Annotated in this window: 10 protein-coding genes; 2 read left to right on the top strand and 8 right to left on the bottom strand. The window is 61.4% G+C overall.

Going from position 1 to position 18,517, the window contains the following annotated elements; genetic code table 11:
• Positions 1-5 precede the first annotated feature (5 nt).
• A complete protein-coding gene (locus tag EI77_RS11630) occupies positions 6-1,010 on the top strand; it encodes a lysylphosphatidylglycerol synthase transmembrane domain-containing protein (protein WP_133795425.1) in 1,005 nt (334 codons plus the stop codon).
• Positions 1,007-1,843 carry a patatin-like phospholipase family protein gene (locus EI77_RS11635; RefSeq protein WP_133795426.1) on the top strand — a complete coding sequence of 279 codons (837 nt, stop codon included), beginning with the start codon at positions 1,007-1,009 and terminating at the stop codon, positions 1,841-1,843. Before EI77_RS11630 ends, EI77_RS11635 begins: the two co-directional genes overlap by 4 nt.
• Here EI77_RS11635 and EI77_RS11640 read toward each other — a convergent pair.
• From EI77_RS11640 to ispG, 8 genes are all read right to left on the bottom strand, one after another.
• Positions 1,838-2,785: a hypothetical protein gene (locus tag EI77_RS11640; protein ID WP_133795427.1), complete on the bottom strand. Its 948-nt coding sequence runs from the start codon at positions 2,783-2,785 to the stop codon at positions 1,838-1,840. The two genes, EI77_RS11635 and EI77_RS11640, sit on opposite strands and share 6 nt — an antisense overlap.
• A complete protein-coding gene (locus EI77_RS11645) occupies positions 2,782-5,148 on the bottom strand; it encodes a glutamine amidotransferase (protein ID WP_133795428.1) in 2,367 nt (788 codons plus the stop codon). Before EI77_RS11645 ends, EI77_RS11640 begins: the two co-directional genes overlap by 4 nt.
• Before the next feature lie 168 nt (positions 5,149-5,316).
• The gene (locus EI77_RS11650) at positions 5,317-9,282 is read right to left on the bottom strand and encodes a hypothetical protein (protein ID WP_133795429.1); all 3,966 of its coding nucleotides are present in this window, start codon (positions 9,280-9,282) and stop codon (positions 5,317-5,319) included.
• 336 nt (positions 9,283-9,618) lie between these two features.
• Entirely contained in the window at positions 9,619-11,883 is a 2,265-nt protein-coding gene (locus EI77_RS23985; protein ID WP_133795430.1) for a BatA domain-containing protein, read from the bottom strand.
• Between the two features lie 234 nt (positions 11,884-12,117).
• Positions 12,118-13,017, bottom strand: a complete 900-nt coding sequence (locus EI77_RS11660) for a DUF58 domain-containing protein (protein WP_133795431.1) — start codon at positions 13,015-13,017, stop codon at positions 12,118-12,120.
• A gap of 152 nt (positions 13,018-13,169) precedes the next feature.
• Positions 13,170-14,183, bottom strand: a complete 1,014-nt coding sequence (locus EI77_RS11665) for an AAA family ATPase (protein WP_133795432.1) — start codon at positions 14,181-14,183, stop codon at positions 13,170-13,172.
• A 259-nt stretch (positions 14,184-14,442) separates the two neighbouring features.
• Complete coding sequence (glgX, locus tag EI77_RS11670; RefSeq protein WP_133795433.1) at positions 14,443-16,539, bottom strand: glycogen debranching protein GlgX; 2,097 nt, start codon at positions 16,537-16,539, stop codon at positions 14,443-14,445.
• A 75-nt stretch (positions 16,540-16,614) separates the two neighbouring features.
• Positions 16,615-18,417, bottom strand: a complete 1,803-nt coding sequence (ispG, locus tag EI77_RS11675; RefSeq protein WP_133795434.1) for a (E)-4-hydroxy-3-methylbut-2-enyl-diphosphate synthase — start codon at positions 18,415-18,417, stop codon at positions 16,615-16,617.
• Positions 18,418-18,517: the final 100 nt, after the last annotated feature.

An 18,517-nucleotide genomic window follows, 5' to 3' on the forward strand; every position in this document is an offset into this window, starting at 1 on the left:
GGCGCATGAAAAAGGCCCTGCTCATCCTGCTGAAGATCGGCATCACCACAGCACTGCTGTGGATGATTTTCCGTGAGCACCGTTTCACCGTTTCCATCTTGCCTCATCTTCAGGCCTTGAAGACGAATTGGGAATGGACCCTGGGCGGCTTTGCCTTGGTCGGTCTTTCCTGCTGGTTTCATGCCCTCCGCTGGCAGGTTCTCCTCATCGGCCAGGAGCATCCCGTTCCCAGCGCCACCATTCTCCGTCTGACCTTTGTTAGCAATTTTTTCAACATCACCTCCCTGGGTGCCGTGGGTGGGGATGCCTACAAAGTGCTGGCTCTGCTGAAACGCCCCGGTGCACGCAAGCTGCCCATCATGGTGTCAGTGATGCTCGACCACATGCTCGGCATCTTCGGCCTCGCCATCCTTTTCATCGGTTTCGGTTATCCCTTTCGTCACCAACTCGAAAGTTACGGACCTGAAGTCCATGCCATCGTAAAAGGCTTTTCCTGGTTCCTCGCTGGCTCAGTCATTGGCATCACACTCTCTGCCATTTCCTTCACTCCGCGCCTTTACAGCTGGGGGGAGAAACAGTGGCCCTGGATCCTCGGCTGGCCGCCTCTGAAAAGCTTTGCCCAAGCCTGTGATGCCATCCGCCGTGCCTGGGGCTGCTCCCTTCTCGCCATCATCCTTTCCGCTCTCATCTTTGCCGCCCACTTTCTTTCCTTCTTCTGTGCCATCTTTGCCGTGGGGGGCCAGGCTCCACTGTGGGAGGTGATGGCCGCCATGCCCATTGTGGATACCGCCGCTGGCCTCCCTCTTTCCGTCTCCGGCTTGGGTGTCCGTGAAAAGACTTTCGAAACGCTTGTCCATGCCATGACCGGCCTTCCCGAAGCCACGGCCGTCTCCGCCTCCCTTGCCGGGTGGCTCATGATGGTGGCCTGGGGCCTGATCGGCGGACTGATGTTTATTTGCGGCCCGCGCCCTGCTGTATCTCCCATCCCTCTTTCCACTTCCGAAGCTTGAAAAACCGCATCGCCATCTCCCTCGGCTCCTCCTTTCTTGGCTTCGCCACCCATGCGGGTTTTATGGCCCGCCTGCATTCACTGGGAGTGCGACCCGTCGCTGTCGGCGGTTCTTCCGCAGGGGCCATCGCCGCCGGGTTGTATGCTTCCGGACTGCCTCAGGAAGAGATCCGCAAAACCGTCCTCGCGCATCGCTTTCGCCGTTCCTTCGTCCGCCGCACCCCGTGGCTTACCCATTATCTCCGCAATACCTTCAATGGCCAGGGCGTGGGTGCTTTTAAGACGGATGGTGCCATTGCTTACCTGGAAAACGTCTTGGGTAAACGCGATATCGAGTCCCTGCCCGGACCCCGTTTCATGGCTGCCGTCAGCAATCTCGAAACCTGCAGCACTCATTTCATCACCAGCGGACCCCTGGCCCCGGCTATGATTGCGAGTTGTTGCATCCCCACCGTCTTTGCCCCAGTGACCCACCAGGGCATGGTCTGCTTTGATGGGGGTGTGGCTCATGAGGCCCCGATTGATCCCTGGCTGGATGATGATGACATCGACCTCATCGTCATGCATCGCGTCACCCATACCGAAGCACCAGCCCCGAGGCTCTTTCCCTTCAACTTCTTCCACCTCGCCTCGAAGGCCCATGAATGTGCCAGCGAGCAGCTCCAGGAATACCGTATCCGCCTCGCCGCCCATCATGGCAAGAAGGTCCTCGTCACCCGCACGGTCCATTCACGCCCCGTCACCTTCTCAGGCCGGGAGATGCCCAACTACTATGCCGCCGGGGAAGCCCAGGCCCAGAATCTATACGACACCCAGTTGAAGGATCTGCTATGAAGCCCCGCCGTATACCTCGGCCAGGGAGCGCAGCAGCTTCTCCAGCTCGGTATAGTATAAGTCTTCCCCGAACTCACCTCGTTTACCTTTCAGTACATCCAGTTCACGCTCCAGCGCATCACGCTTCTGGCGCTGCTCATCCGTGAGCTTTGTTTCCTCTTCACTCAGCACCAGGGCTATCTGCCCGGCACGAGCCCCGTCTGCCTTCGTATCCTTCGCCTTCACCCCTTCAAAGACCTCCGCCCGTGTCCCGGTTCCATCGCCATTGTCCTCCAGCAGGGCATGCTCCGTGGCCAGCCGACCTTCCTTTTCATAGAACTCCGCAGTCATCTTGCTGGCGTATAAGAATGCCTCCAGCAAAGATACTTGTCTGTCCTGATCCAGATCCGCCTCCGGCAACCCGCCGATGGCCGGGGCGAAGTATTCGCCAAACCTTGTATAGTAGATCTCATCGGCCCCTTTCGTCGCGCTGACAATGACCCGGTTCTTCCCTGATACCGGCGGTATAAACCCCGCCCCCGCTGAAGCTGTCTGAATGAATACCACTTCCCTGAGTATCGGCTTCAGCCATTCACCAAGCTGCCGCGCTGTAAGGTCTGGTCCCCGCAGGTTAAACTTGGCCTCGCGCCCGTCAAAGGTTCCATGGCCGATCATGACCAGCCAGAGCTGGCCTTCTTGTGTGCTGACTGCTTTCTTCAAACCAGACTCCAGCTTCTTCAGATCATCCTCGCCTCCGTCTTGGCCGATAACACTGACCTGCACTGAGGCTTTGGTGCAGGCTTCCTTCCATGCAGTGACCTGGGCATCGAACAGCTTGCCATACTGCTCCTCACCCGCAGCCCCAACAATGAGCATGACCTCCAGGTCACGTGCACGCGTCGGCTGCGGCATACCTAACAATAAGTATAATAATACACAGAGGGCCGTTCGAAGATTGTTCACGCCATGCCTCCTTTCCTTCTGAGAAACCATTCCGCACTCAGCAGTGCCAGCACCAAGGCAAACACCCACGGGGTATGCCAGAGCGGTGCTGTCACCGTTTCCTCCACAGGGACACGAATGTTTTTCAAAAGCTCCGGCAACTTGCCTAGCTCATCCAGCCTCAGCATCTGGCCGCCGGATTCTTTGGCCATTCGTTCCATCCATTCAGTGCCAGGCTTAACGGAGGCGAACTCGGCGGCGAGTGGATCATGAACCCAGCCTGTTGCCTTGGTTCCCAGGATTTTCTCGGCAGGTGCCGTGCTGTCAGCGGTGGACTCAACGGTTGCCGCAGCGCGATAGGGACCGGAGTCACGAGGGAAGAACTCGGCTTCAAAGAGGCCGGCTTCTTTGAGGCTGGGCTCGGCAAAGAGGGTGGAGGGTTTACCATCGGGACCGGTGACTTCGATCTTCACCATGGCATCATCTTCAGCACGGAAAGCGCGGTCACGGACGCGGACTTCGATCTTCATGCGACCATCCTCAGGAGTGCTGACGATCTGAATGCGGTCTGGTACATCCACAACGAGCCAGCGCATCATCTGACGCCAGGCGCGTTCGAGGTCCTTGGCGGTGGCTTCGTCACGCATGCCCCAGCGCCACATGTCAGCGATCATGAGGGAGGCAACACGTCCTTCACCGAAACGCTGGGCTGCGAGGGCAGGGAGGGAGTCCTGTTCATCGCCGCTGACGGTGGCCAGGACACTGGCACCGGGCTTGATGGAGAAGGTTTGGTTGACGGACTGGAAGCCGGGCATCTGGGCGAGGCGCTGCTCATCTTCCTCGCGGGCGGTGCGCAGACGAGTCCAGGGTTCCAACCAGCCTTCGCGAGTGAGGTTGAGCCGACCATTGGCGACGGCGGGAGCCTGGCTGATACGGTCAAGATAGACGGGCAGCATGCGACCGACGGGCGTGTGGTCATAACCTCCCGCCTGATAGTTTTCCTGACCTCCAAGCATCAGGAGTGCCCCACCGCGTTCACTGACAAAACGCTCCATGAGATTCATCTGCTCCTGGGTGAAAAAGGCGGCCTCAAGGTCATCAATAATGATGGCTCGGTATTCGCCAAACAGCTCTTCGGGGGATTTGGGAAATCCGTCGCTGAGTTCCTTGGAATCGCGGGTACCGAGGCGGATGAGGACGGGCTGGTCATATCGCTGGGCTTCACCTTGCTGGCCGAAGCCGCGGAAAAGGGGGTTGCTTGTTTCGCCGGTGCGGCCGCGCCATTCGAATTTGGGCTCGCGTTTGGCGATGCGGATCAGGGAGGGCATCTGGATTTCTTCGTCGCCCATCAAAGCGCGACGGAGGAATTTATACTCCCAGTTAGGCCGTCCGGACACGTAGAGGACACGATAGGGACCTGCCCCGCGATCAATAGCAATATGCCGGACGTTGTTGGCAAGGGTGGCTTCTTTCGAAAGGGACTTCCATTCGTCTTTGGTGACTTTGGTCACGAGTTCCGCCTCCATGACGGCGAGGCGGTAAAAGGAGACACCCGGTTTCAAGGCAGGAACCCGGAGGCGGACTGCCTGTGTTGCGTCATCTTTGGTTAGGCGAAGTTTTTCAGTTACAATGGCGCGGCCCTCTTCATCCAGAACACAAATGGCGATGTCTTTTCCCGTGAATCCATGTCCTGCAATCTGGGCCGTGATGGTGACCGGAGTATCTTCAAAGGAGGTCTGGGTGATGCTGTGGCCAACGATGTGGAGATCGGGGGCAGGTGAGTTCTGGCCCACGAGGACAGGAAAGACCGGGATGGTGGAAGTGGAAGCCTCGGGGGCAGCGACGTCGGTCGGGGAGCCGTCCGTGATGAGGACGACGGCGGCAACGCGGCTGGCCGTGCCGCCACTGCGGACCGTGCTGAGGGCGCGGTTGAGTTCGGATTTGGTACCGGTGAAGTTGAGTTTGGAGAAGTCGGCAACACTTTGCAGACGTTCGTCGGCGAGCTGGGTCTTGACGCGGAACATGAGGCCGAGTTCATCAAGCCAGGGCGGAGGGGTGGTGTCGTCTGCCCCGAGTGCCTTGCGCATTTGTGCGGCGCGGGTGGGGGTGCCTTGCTTTTCGGTGATGTCCAAGGAAGTGCTGTTATCGGCAATGATGATGACTTCGTTCTCGCCAGTCTTGGGTTGCTTGCGTGACCAGACAGGGTCTGTGAGGCAAAGGGCGAGGATGGCCCAGGCGGAGGCTTTGCAAGCGAGGGCGGCCCAGCGGGTAAAGCCGCGAAGAGGGGAACGACGGTAGCCGATGTAGAGCAGGACCAGCACCACGGCCATGAGGCCGAGTGAGAGCCAGAGGCGCTCGGGGTGCTGGAAGGTGAGGGTGGGCATGGAGGACGGGAGAAAGATTTGGGAGAAGAAGATTTTTTTGGCGGGGGATCTTTGGTGTGAACGTGGGTTCGGGGAAAGGCGGGTAATCCGGCGAGAGGGGTGGAGAGCGAAAGGGACTGTTAGGTGCCGGACACACCCGCCCTACGGGTTGGCGGGCGCAGCAGGTTGTTAATTGCCATTGCCGAGTTCTTTGTAGTAGCGTTTCACGAGGTCGCGGAAGGCGGGGGGGACGGGGTCGCGGTCAACGGGGACCATGGGGTTGTCGGTGTCGCGTTTGGCGAGTTCTTCGGCGACGCGATTGCGGAGCTCGACGAGGGGCTGGGTGATGCGCATGGAGAGGTGGTCGGACTGGGGAGCCTGGTTGTTGCGTTTGTGGTCGATGCGCATGGCGCGGGCGTTGTCGAGGACCTTGGCGGCTTCGTTGCGGAGGTCGGGTTGGTTGAGGAGTTCTTCGACATTGCGGAGGCGGTCGGCCCATTGGTCGTAACCTTCGCCGGTGAGGGGGCTGCGGTCGGGATGCTCGGCGGTTTCGTCGAAGAAGAAGGCACCGCCGCCGTCGGCTCCACCGCCGCTGGCATTGGGCTGGAGGGTGCGACGGCGGTCATCGCTGCCGGTATTTGAGTTGCTCCGGTTGGCGGTGGAAGGGGAGTTGGGTTGGTCTTGACCTTGGCCTTGGCCGGGCTGGCGTTGGGATTGGTTTGAGGACTTGCCTTGGCCGGGTTGCTGGCCTTCTTCATTTTGGGCTGTTTGGCCAGGCTGCTGGCCCTGTCCTTGACCCTTGCTCTTACTCTGGCCTGGCTTTGCACCTTCGCCTTCGGCACCTTGTTCGATGGACTGCTGTGATTCTGGGTTGCGGGCGAGGGTGCCCGCGCTCCGCTCGGAGTCTGCGCCGGGCTGCGGGCTTTGGCCGGGTTGGCCTTCTTTGTTGGGCTCGCTGGTGGAAGCTTGGTTTTGCTGGGAGTTGGAGGGTGAGGGAGTGGATCCGGGGGCTTCGTTGCGGACAGGAGTGTCCACGCTCCCTTCGGAGCTTTGGGTTTCTTGGTTGCGGACGGGGGCGTCCGCGCTCCGGGCTGAAGGGGTATCGGCGCTCTTTTCGGGGCTTTGGGTTTGTTCGTTGCGGACGAGGGCGTCCGCGCTCCGGGCTGAGGGGGTGTCGGCGCTCTGGTCTGTTTGTTCGGATTCGATGTCTTGGATGAGTTTGTCGAGCTCGGAGCGGGCGAGGCGGAGGGCTTCGGTTTCGCTGCCGAGGACGCTTTCGGCGGCTTTGTCGACGTTCTTTTGGAGTTGCTCGACGGAGGTGGTGGCTTGGCGTTCGGCCTCCTGGGCGTCTAGGCGGTTGCCATAGCGGGACTGGAGGCGGGCTTTTTCGAGGTTTTCTTCGAGGCCGCTGGTCTGGGCATCGCGAACGGCTTCGTAGAGGCGGCGATGAAGAAGGGGGTTGTTGCCTTCGGCCTGCTCGCTGATGCGGCGCATGTTTTCGAGGAGGTCATTGACCTGGGTGGTTTGCTCCTCGATCTGGCGGGCGACCTGGCTGCCATCGAGCATTTTTTCCAGGGCGTTGCTGGTGTCGCTACTGGCATCGGGGGTCTTTTGATTTTCGAGGGAATCGCTGATTTGCTTTTGGTTTTCGGCGACTTCTTGGGCCTGCTGGCGGACTTGCTTCATTTCATCGCTGAAGCGTTTGGCGGTCTTCTGCTTGAAGTCTTCCTGCATCTGCTCGAGGTCACGCTGGGCGCGGGTGGCGGCATTGGCGGCATCGGCAAGCTTCTCCTCCTGGAGCTTTTCTGCGGCTTCCATGACTTGCTCGCGAGTTTGCTCAAGCTGGTCTTTGGCCTCGGCCATGTTGGTGGCGTTTTCGGAGGTTTCCATGCGCTCCTTGAGATCATCCACATCGCGGAGGAGCTGTTCCTGCTCGTCTTGAAGACGCTGAAGCTGGTTGGCGAGCTGTTCTTTTTCCTGCTCGGTTTCAGCTTTTTCGATCTGCTTTTGAAGCTCCTTCATTTTTTCGGCGAGGGCTTCCTGGCGGCGGGCGAGTTCCTTGAGGCGGTTGAGGACCTGGAGGTTTTCCTGTTGCTCGGCGGTCTGCTCAGGGGTGGCTTGTTTTTCTTGTTCGTAGCGTTGCTCCTCCTGTTTGAGCTCGAGATTCATGAGCTGGTTCTGCTTCGCCTGTTGGGAGGCGCTGCCGGGAGGGCTGGGCTGCTTTTGGCGCATGACGCTGTGCTCGCGGCTCTGGGCGCGGTGGAGCCATTCGAGGGCGCTTTGTTCAAAGGTGAGGGCCTGGTTCAGAGGCGTACGCTTCTTTTCGGAGGAGGCTTGATCCAGAGGATCCAGCGCGTCCTTCATGCTCTTCCAGGCTTCGGTGAGGGCGGTTCTGATTTCGACATCTTCGACCTTTTCCATGACTTCTTTGGTCTGGTCCAGGGCGAGGGCCTGGGATTCGTGAACGACCTCCACATCGGGGGCGGCGGTTTCCATGGTGCGACCGGCACTGGTTTCGCGGACAATGCGCCAGGTGGCATTGACGATCTGTTTTTGGAGTTCGACGAGTTTGTCAGTATCGGTTTTTTTCTCCGACATGCCGGGTTCTGGAGGCGGGGCTTCGGCTTCGCGGAAGATGTCTTCAAAGTGGCGGACGTCGGCAAAGAACATGTCGCTCATGGAGCGACGGACCTCGCCCTGGGGGCCGGTATCCTCAGCCCAGAAATGGTAGCTGACGAGCTGGCGCGGCTCGGCACTTTCATGCTCGAGGGCGAGGAGTTCTTTTACGTCCTGCTTTTTGGCGGGCTGGGTAATGCCGTGCTTGAAAGTGATTTCCTTGCTCTTGCCAGCGAGGCTGAAGCTGACACCACTTTTGGTTACGCCGAGGTCGTCCCAGACTTTGGCTTCGACAGGCAGCTCCTGGATGGAGGAGACCTGGATGTCACGCTTGGGGAAAACGATTTCGATTTTTGCGAGCTGGTTGGACTGGACTTTGAGGCTGAGCCAGGGCGGGTTTTTATTGGCGCGCTCTTTGTCATCAACGAGGTGGAGACGCCACTTTTGGGATTTGTCCACCTTCATGCGGGCGGTGAGGACGGTGGGGTCTGTGGGAGAAGGAACGAGGGGGATGATGGTTCTGTCCTCGCCGAAGAGTTCGGCTTCCTTGACGGGTTTGTTGATCTTGAAAGTGAAGTCGAGGGCGCTGCCTTCCAGGGCGGTGACCTTGAGGGTGTTCTTGATTTCTTTGGAGGGGAGGCCGGTGTATTCGGGCGGGGTGATCTTGACATCGGCACGTTCGAGAGCGGGATAGACGAAGGTGGTGATGGTGTGTTGCTGGGATTTCTCTGAGGCAAATTCGACGTGGTAGCGGGCGTCTTTGTCCACGCGAGTAATGAGGGCACCAAAGACCTGGCCATCAATGGTTAGGCGCATGGGGATACGTTCACGGACGGAGGCGTCGGCATCGGGTTCAGTGACGACGAGGGTGGCCTCGGCGGGGACATCTTGGGCGAAGGTGGCCTCAATGATGAGGCGAGAGCCGCGCTCGATCTCGGTATCACCGGGAGTGAGGGTGACGGACAGGGCGGATGGAGACGGGGAGGGGGTGGCGTTTTCTTTGACGGCTATTTGGTTAGGCTGGGAGGGGTTGTGGGCCTGGTTCCAGCGATGGTTCATGAAGAGGAAGGCATTCACCCAAAGGAGGAGGCCGAAGTACATGAGCCAGCGAAGAGGGCGTGACTGAGAGCGGGTGAGGGTGGCGGTCCAGTCGTGACTGGCGGCGTGGTCGGTGGCGGCGGAGATGACGCGCTGTTCGAGGATGTTGAGATCGGGCTTGTCCAGCAGGCCCTCGGCGGTAAGGAGGAGGCCGTTGAGGTCGGGGAGCCGGGTCTCCAGGGTGCGGGCGACAGAGCGTCGCTGGCGGATGCGGCGGGTCAGGGCGAAGGCCAGGATGGCGGCGATGGGGATGGGGGCGAGGAGCAGCCACCATGGGGCGGTGCCGGTCATCCAAGAGAGGGCCTGGACCTTCCAACCGATGAGGATGCAGGTGGCTGCGGCGGCGAGATAGATGAGGAAGTAACTGAACGAGGTGTGCGCGCCCTGCCAGCCGCGGTGGGCGGCCTGGAATTTTTCTTTGAGGATCTGTTGTTCGATCATGGCGGTGGCGGGGTGAGAGAGATGGGGGAGGGGGGCAGGGGGGGGAGTGCTCAGTGCTCAGTGCTCAGTGCTCAGTGCTCAGTTTTGGGGGCGGGGAGAGGGTAGAAAGCTTTTGGGTAGAAATATTTTTTTGGGGATGGGGGAGGTTTGGGGGGACGGGGCTCGAGGGTGGAAAGGGGGAGTTTTTACAGGATTTGGAGAGGGGAGGGACGTGGGAGGTTTGGATTATTGGAGGTTAACGGTGGACAGTCGTGGTTTTGAGAACGGTGTTCCGCGGGACGCGAAACACGGCACGCGAGACGCGTGCGCTCCATGGGACTGGCGTGCGGGCTCCATTTATGAATACGTGGGCTGGGGGGTGGGGTGGCGGATTCTTCCGGAGAGCCAGGTTTCGAGGGCTAGGAGGAGGAGGAGGGCGGTGAGGAGCCAGAGCCAGGCGCGTTGGCGGCCTTCTTGCTCGGTGGTGGCGAGGCGCTCGCGGTCTTCAGGAGGGGAGGGGGTGAGGTCTGTGGAAGGGGAGTCGAGGGGGAGTCCGAATTCGAGGAGTTTGTTAGGCTCTAATGGGGTGATGCGGGTTTCTTCGGGGGGGAGATTGACGGCGATGAGGCGGGGGGTTTGGGCGGACGGGGAGGGGTTTTGTGTTTGGGATGCGGACGAGGGCGTCCGCGCTCCGGGGGACGAGGGGGCGGACGGGGAGGGTGTTTGAGTTGCGGACGGGGGCGTCCGCGCTCCGGGGGAGATGGGGGCGGACGGGGAAGGGCTTTGTGTTTGGGATGCGGACGAGGGCGTCCGCGCTCCGGTTATCGTGTAGAGGCCGGGGGTAAGGGCGGTGGATTGGGAGAGGGGGTGGCCGTCGGGGGTGAGGATTTGGGTGTTGGCTTCTTGGGGGAAGGCATCTCCTACTAAGAGGGAGGAGGCGGGTTCGTTGTGGAATCCGGCGGCTTCGAGCCAGCCGTAGAGGAGGGGGACAAACTTGGTGGAGAGGGCGAGCTGGCTGTCGGCGGGGTGCCAGCCGCTGGTGAGGAGGATGAGGGTGCCTTTTCCGGGGGAGGAGGTGAGGATGGCGGGGGTGCGGTCATCAAACGAGGCGATGACCTTGAGGAAGGGGGTGGCGGCCTCCGATAGGGACAGAGAGCGGTGTTTCCAAAAGCGGAGTTTGGTGAAGTCCCGGAGGCGCTCGTCGGCAAAGGGGCGGAGGAGGGGGTGGGCTATATCTACCTGGGCCAGCATGAGGTAATCCTGTGAAGGGGCGGCTGGACTGAGGGCGATGGCGGCGGCCGGGGCACTGGAGAGGGTGCTGAGGATGGCGGGGGTGGTGGTATCCTCCACGACGGTGACGACCATGCCGCCGTTTTCCATGAAGGTGTGGAGGGCCTGGGCCAGTGGGAGCTGGAGTGGGGTGCCGGAGGTGAAGACGATGTCGGTTTCCGCCGGGATGCTGGTGGCGGAGGACGAGGGTATAACCTGAAGTGTGGGAAGGAGAGTGGGGGTCTGCTGAAGTGCGCGGCTGAGGTAGAAGAGGGGGGAGGCGGCTTCGTTGCGGGTGGATTCATCTCCGATGAAGAGAATGTGGACGGGGCGGGGCTGTGGGGGGGCGATGAAGACGCGATTGTCAAAATCCCAGGCATCTCCGGTGAGGAGGAGTGTGCGGGCCTGGGATTCATCCGCGATGGGAGGGGCGGTGAGGACGCGGGTGGCACCGGGTGGGAGGTAACCGGTGATGGCTTCTGCGCCGCCTTTTTCCCAAGCAAGGGTGAAATTCGCCGCTTTGGAATCGCGGGTATTGGAAAGGCGAAGGCGGGCGGTGGGGCGGCGGGGTGAGGAGGTTGGCAGTGAGGCGGTGTTGTCATCCTCATTGTTATCCTCCGTGGTGGTGGCGGCGAGGGACAGGGAAAGATTGTCCGAATCTGGGGCGTCCAGGCGGTGGAGGGAGACGGCGATGGTCTCTGGCCAGACTTGGCTGCGGAGGGCATCGAGGCGGGTGCCTTCCTGGAAATCGGTGAGGACGATGATGCGTTTTTTGAGTCCTGTGAGGCCGGGCTGGCTGGTGAAAAGGGTGGTGGCCTGGACGAGGGCGAGACCGAGATCTGTGGAGGCCCAGCCGGGGCGGGTTTGCTGAAGGCGCTGATTTGCCGTGGCGGTGCGGGTGCTGGCGGAGGAGGCGTCCTCGGAGAAGGTCCAGAGTGGGGTGAAGTCGCGGTCAAAGGTGGCGAGGGCGAGGCGGTCCGCCGGGGTGGCGGCGGCGAGTAGGCGCGCGGCTTCGGCCTGGGCGCGGGGCCAGAGGTCTGCGCGCTGCATGGAGGCGCTGCGGTCCACCAGGATGAGGGTGGCGTGGTTTTGACTGAGGGCGGCGGTTTCCTCTCCGCGCCAGAGCGGGCGGGCGAACATGAGGGCGAGGAGAATGAGGGCGAGGCAGCGGAGAAGGAGGAGGAGCCAGTGCTCCAGGCGGCGCTTGCTGACGGGCATGGGGGGCTGCGCGTCCAGGAACATGAGGGAGCTGAACTCCACCCGGTCCTGCGGCGGGCGGCGGCGCAGGTGCATGAGGATGGGGCCGATGATGGCGGCGGCTCCGAGGAGGTAGAGGGGGAAGAGCCAGGTCATGTGGGGTTAATGGGGGAGGGGGACTGAGTGCTCGGTGCTCGGTGCTCAGTGCTCAGTGCTCAGTGCTCAGTGCTCAGTTCGCGGGGATCGGGCGGGGATAGGGTAGAAAGGTTTTGGGTAGAAAGATTTTTTGGGGTTGGGGGCGGGGGCTTTGGGAGGATGAGAGTGTTTAGGACGGGGGGATCTCCATTGAGGACAAGTCGGACGCGGCGCAGCGCGTCCCTACCAAGGGGGTTATCGGCGGGGGCCTCCTTTTTTGCGGGCGCGGGCGGAGAGGAAATCGAAGAGGACGGATTCGAGGGGGGTGTCGGTGGGGGTCCAGTGGTATTCGATGGCCTGGCGCTCGCAGGCGCGGCGAATGAAGTCGCGGTGGACGGTGAGGCGGTTGAGGTAGGTATCGCGGGCGGTGGCGGGGTCGATGAAGCGCTCGGTGCCGGTTTCGGCATCGCGGAAGTGGGCGGACTTTTCGAAGGTGAAGTCGATTTCGGCACGGTCCATGACGTGGAAGAGGACGACGTCGTGGCCCATGGCGCCTAACCAGCCGAGTTGTTTTTCGAGCTTGTCCACGGGGGCGAGGAGGTCTGAGACGAGGCAGATGAGGCCGCGTTTGCGGACAAGATCGGCGAGCTGTTTGACACTGAGATCCAGGGAGGTGGCACCAGCAGGGGCTGGCTTTTCAAGCTCCAGCATGAGGCGGCGGAGGTGACCGGGGCGGTTGCGGGCGGGGATGTGCTCTTGAAGAGTCTGGCCGAAGGTGGTGACGCCGACGGCATCCCCCTGCTGCATGAGGAAGAGGGCCATGGTGGCGGCGAGGGTGGCGGCGTAGGCGGCCTTGGTCATGGGGCCGGAGCCGAACTGCATGGAGCGACTGTGGTCCACGACGAGCTGGCAGCGGAGGTTGGTCTCGTCCTCGAATTTTTTGATGAAGGTGCGGTCGCTACGGGCGAGGACTTTCCAGTCAATGGAGCGGGGGTCGTCGCCCTGGACATAGGCGCGGTATTCGCTGAACTCGACAGAGAAGCCGTGATAAGGGCTGCGGTGCATGCCTTTCCAGAGGCCCTCGACGATGACCTTGGCCCGCAGCTCGAGGGAGCGGATGCGGGCGAGGGCGGCGGTATCGAGGTGGGAGGGCATGGGAGAAAGTGCTCAGTATGCAGTGCGCAGTGCGCAGTTCGGAGAGGGTAGAAAGATTTTGGGTAGAAAGATTTTTTTGGGGGACGGGGAGGGGCTTTGGGGTGTGGCTGAGTCTGAGCACTGCGGACTGAGAACTGAGCACTTGCTCGTTTTTACTTTAAGGTTTCGAGGAGGCGGTCGATGACTTTGCTGACGGTGACGCCTTCGGCTTCGGCGCGGTAGTTGATGAGGATGCGGTGGCGGAGGACGGGGTGGGCCATGGCGCGGATGTCGTCGAGGGTGACGTGGGCGCGGCCGTGGAGGAGGGCGCGGGTTTTTCCGCCTAACACGAGGCATTGAGAGGCGCGGGTGCCTGCTCCCCAGGAGACCCATTCATTGACAAAATCTGGGACGCCGGGACGGCCGGGCCGTGAGGCGGCGGAGAGGCGGACGGCGAAGCGGGCGACGTCTTCGGCAATGGGGACTTTTTTGACGACGCCGTGGAAGGCCTGGAGCTGGGGGCCGTGGAAGAGGCGCTGGACGGGTTGGGGCTTGCCGCCGGTGGTGCGGGTGACGACGGAGACTTCATCATCCTCGCTGAGGTAATCGATGACGATGTTGAGCATGAAGCGGTCGAGCTGGGCTTCAGGGAGAGGGTAGGTGCCCTCCATCTCGATGGGGTTTTGGGTGGCGAGGACGAAGAAGGGTTCCGGGAGGTGGAGGGTGTTGCCAGCGACGGTGACCTGGTGCTCCTGCATGGCCTCCAGCAGGGAGGCCTGGGTCTTGGGCGGGGTGCGGTTGATCTCGTCGGCGAGGATCATGTTGGCGAAGACGGGGCCGGGCTTGAAGACGAGCTTGCGGCCGGTGGGGGTGTCTTCGAGGATCTCGGTGCCGGTGATGTCCGAGGGCATGAGGTCCGGGGTGAACTGGATGCGGTGGAAGCTGAGATCGAAGACATCAGCGACGGTTTTAACCAAAAGTGTTTTCGCGAGGCCGGGTGCACCGGTGATGAGGCAATGGCCGCCGGAGAGGAGGGCGATGAGCATTTCATCGATGACCTGGGTCTGGCCGACGATGACTTTGCCGACCTCAGCGATGATGCGCTCCCTGGCCCCGGCGAGGGTTTCGATGACTTCCTTTTCTGTGAGGGCGGGGGCGGCAGGAGAGGAGTCGGTGAGGTCAGACATAAGCGCTGTTTAACAAACAGCCTCAGATGTGCCAAGCTATCGCCTGCTTTGGGTGATTTATTTTGGGGGCGGGGGGACGGGGAGTGGGAAACTGCTGATGCTCAGCTATTTGCAGGGATGGTCTGAAGATTTTTGCGGACGAGGGCGTCCGCGCTCCGGGGGCGTGAGGGTTGTTGCTTTGCGGACGGGGGCGTCCGCGCTCCGGGGGGACGGCGATGGGTTGTTGCTTTGCGGACGGGGGCGTCCGCGCTCCGGGGGGTTAGCAATGGGCGTTGGCGAGGGCGGGGCCGCGTTTGAGGCGGAGGCAGGCGATGGAGCTGGCTTTGATCTGGAAGGAGACGCTGCCTTCGATGAGGCGTGAATCTGGGGGAAGGAAGCCGGTGACGAGGCTGGTATCAAAGATAAGGCTCCAGACGGTGGCATTGGTGCCGGGGAGCTCGAAGGTCTGAGGGAGATCCCCGCGATTGAAGAGGAGGAGTACGGGAGGCTGGCCATCCAAGAGTGCACCGAAGAAGGAGCGCTTGGGGTCGTGCCATTCTTCATGGCAGAGGAGGCTGGCATCTCCCTCCAGCCAGGTGACATCGGCGATGCCAGTGGCTGGATCTGTCTGGCCGGAGAAGAACTGGGTGCGGCGGAGATTGGCCATGCTTTTCCGCAAGGCGATGATGCGGCGGGTGAAATCCAGCATCTCTTCATCGCACTGGCTCCAGTCGATCCAGCTAAGCTCGTTGTCCTGGCAGTAGGCGTTGTTATTGCCTTTCTGGGTGCGGCCTCGCTCATCCCCGGCATTGATGAAGGGGACGCCGACGGAGGTCATGAGGGTGGCGAGGAGACTGCGGCGTAGGCGGGCGCGGAGATTGAGCACACGGGGGTCCTGGGTGGGGCCTTCGACGCCGCAACTGACGCTGTGGTTGGCATTGTCGCCATCGCGGTTGTCCTCGCCATTGGCTTCGTTGTGCTTGCTGGCATAACTGACGAGGTCCAGGAGGGTAAAACCATCGTGACTGGTGAGGAAATTGATGGTGCTGAGGGCGGGGCGCTGATTCCAGCCGAAGACGTCCTGGCTGCCGCAGATGCGCTTGGCGAATTCGGCAGTCGAGCCTTCATCCCCAGCCCAGAAGCGGCGAACGGAATCGCGATATTTGCCATTGAGCTCACGCCATGGCTCGGGGAATCCGCCGACTTGGTAGCTATCCATGCGGAAGATGTCCCAGGGCTCGGCGATGAGCTTTACCTGAGACAGGACGGGATCCTGGGCGACGGCGGCGAGGAACTGGGAATTGGCATCGTAATTGTCATGATGATCCCGGGCGACGGTGACGGCGAGGTCAAAACGGAAGCCGTCCACATGCATCTCTGTGACCCAATAGCGGAGGCTATCGAGGATGAGGCGGAGGGTGGGGGGCGTGGCGGAATCCACGGCATTGCCGCAGCCGGTGATGTTGATGTAATTGGAGCCGTGCTCGTCAAAGGTATGACGGTAGTACATGCGGTCATCCAGGCCACGAAAGAGGAGGGTGGGGCCGCGTTCATCGCCTTCGGCGGTGTGGTTATAAACGACGTCCAGAATGACCTCGAGCCCGGCGGCGTGGAGGCCTTTGACCATGTCTTTGAACTCGCGCACCTGTACGGTGGGGTCTGCGTTGGAGGCGTATTCGTTGTGGGGGGCGAAGAAGCCGATGGTGTTGTAGCCCCAGTAATTGGTGAGGCCTTTTTCCAGGAGGAACTGGTCATCCAGATGCTGGTGGACGGGGAGGAGCTGAAGGCTGGTGACGCCGAGTTTTTTCAGATACGAGGTGACGGCGGGATGGGCGAGACCGGCGTAGGTGCCCCGGAGTTTTTTGGGTACGTCTGGGTGGTTTTGTGTGAAGCCTTTGACGTGCAGTTCATAGAGCACGGTGTCCTGCCATGGGATGCGTGGGGGGGCGTCTTTGCGCCAGTTGTAGTAGGTATCGACAACGGCGGATTTGAGGGCTTCGGCCCCGTTGTCAAAGGCACCGGGAAAGTGGGTGGTGCCGCCGGTGCCGAGCATGCCAGTGCTGCCATCCGGCTTGCCGACGATGGCGAGGGCGTAAGGGTCCAGCAGGAGTTTATTGGGATTGTAACGCAGGGCGCTGCCGGGCATCCAGGGACCATGGGCGCGATAGCCGTAAAGCTGGCCTGCGCGGGCCTTGGGCACAAAGGCCTGCCAGAGGTCGCTCTCCCCGCGGGTCATGCGGATGCGGGCGGTTTCGCGGGAGGGGTCCGAAGGAGCGTAGAGGCAGAGATCTACGTGGGTGGCATGGCGTGAAAAGACCGTGAAATGCGTGCCCTCGCGAGTGAGGGTGACACCGGGACGGTTGGGGTCAGAAGGCATGGTTCCAACTTCATGGAGCAAGGGCCGGGCCGCTGCATGAGGTATTTGTGGAATGTGCGCTTTCCTTTACCGAGATCAGGCTGCGAGGGGAGCCTCAAACCAGCGGCCATGCTCCTTGATGAGGTCCACGAGTCGCTCGACGGCCTCTTCTTCCGGGATGTTAAATTTGACGGCCGTTTTGCCGACATAAAGATTGATCTTACCCGGAGCGCCGCCCACGTAGCCAAAATCTGCATCGGCCATTTCGCCGGGACCATTCACAATGCAACCCATGACGGCGATGCGCACGCCTTTGAGATGGCCGGTGGAGGAGCGGATTTTTTGGGTGGTGCTCTGGAGATTGAAGAGGGTGCGGCCGCAGCTCGGGCAGGCGACGTAGTCGGTCTTAAAGATGCGGACGCCTGCGGCCTGGAGGATGTTGTAGCTGAGGCGGAGGGACTGGCCGGGGGCTTCTTCGCCATTGACCAGAACGGCATCGCCTATGCCATCGCAGAGGAGGGAGCCGATGTTGGTGGCGGCGGTGAGGAGATTGCTGGTGAAGTCCTGGGGTGTTTCCGGGGTGGCTGCGGCCTCGCCCAGGAGGGTGTCTTTGAGGAGGATGGAGTGGCGGGCATCCAGCTTAGCCGCGAGGAGGCGGAAAGCGTGGATGGGAGCGAGATCGAGGCCATCGGCGACGGTGACGAGCCGGGCATCGACAGAGGAGTTGAGGTCGTGCAGGGAAGTGTCTTCGCGGGGGTCGATGGCGATGACGCCGCTGTCTTCGACGACGATCTCAGGCTTGAAGTCGCCAAGCTTGTCGAACTTGTGGGAAACGGCATCCCATTTACGGCGGGAGGTGAAAACGGCAACGGTGGCTCCACCGCCGACTTCGATACCATTAATGGTTAGGCGGTCCGTGGCGCGACGGCTGTAGGTGAAGGGATCGTAGCTGATGGGCAGGGTGCTGCTGGTGGCCCCGCAGTGGCCGTCGCGGACGCCAGCCTGAACGGATTTTACCAGGGCCTGGGCGACGGGAATTTCATAAATGGCATCCTCCGTGAGGGAGACGCGGATGGTATCGCCAATGCCATCGGAAAGGAGGGAGCCGATGCCGATGGCGCTTTTGATGCGGCCGTCTTCGCCATCGCCGGCCTCGGTGACGCCGAGATGAATGGGGTAGTTCCAATCACTGCCGAGGGAATTGAGATGGGCGACGAGCAAGCGATAGGCCTCGATCATGACCTTGGGATTGCTGGCCTTCATCGAGAAGAGGAAGTTGTGGAAGTCGTTGGCGCGGGCGATGCGGGCGAATTCGAGGGCGCTTTCCACCATGCCATGGGGGGTATCGCCATGGCGGTTCATGATGCGGTCGCTAAGGCTGCCGTGGTTGGTGCCGATGCGCATAGCGCGGCCGAGTTTTTTACACTCCTGAACCAGCGGTACAAACTGGGCCTCCATGTAGGCGACTTCTTCGGCGTATTGCTCGTCCGTGTACTCCTTGACGGCGAACTTCTTTTTGTCGGCGTAGTTGCCGGGATTGACGCGGACTTTTTCCACCCACTTGACGGCCTCCATGGCGGCATCGGGCTTGAAGTGGATATCGGCAACGAGGGGGACATCACAACCGGCGGCGCGGATGCCATCGCGGATGTGCTGGAGGTTTTCCGCGATGACGCGTGTCTGGGCGGTGACGCGGACGATTTCACAACCTGCGGCGGCGAGATCCAGGGACTGGCGGATGCAGGCTTCGGCATCGCGGGTATCGCTGGTGATCATGGACTGCACACGGATGGGATTGCCGCCCCCAATGCCGACATTGCCCACAGTCACCAGGCGCGTCTCGCGGCGCTGGTAATGGTAGAGGTCAGGGCAGTAACGGAGCAGGCTGGTGGCAGTCATGGGGTGGGGTGTATCAAACTCCAAGGTGGCGGGTGTGCAATGGCGGAGTGGAGGGGGGACGGATTGGGGGAACGATGGGGAACGGGTTACTGGATGGGGA

It is taken from the genome of Prosthecobacter fusiformis (assembly GCF_004364345.1).
Classification (GTDB): Bacteria; Verrucomicrobiota; Verrucomicrobiia; order Verrucomicrobiales; family Verrucomicrobiaceae; genus Prosthecobacter; species Prosthecobacter fusiformis.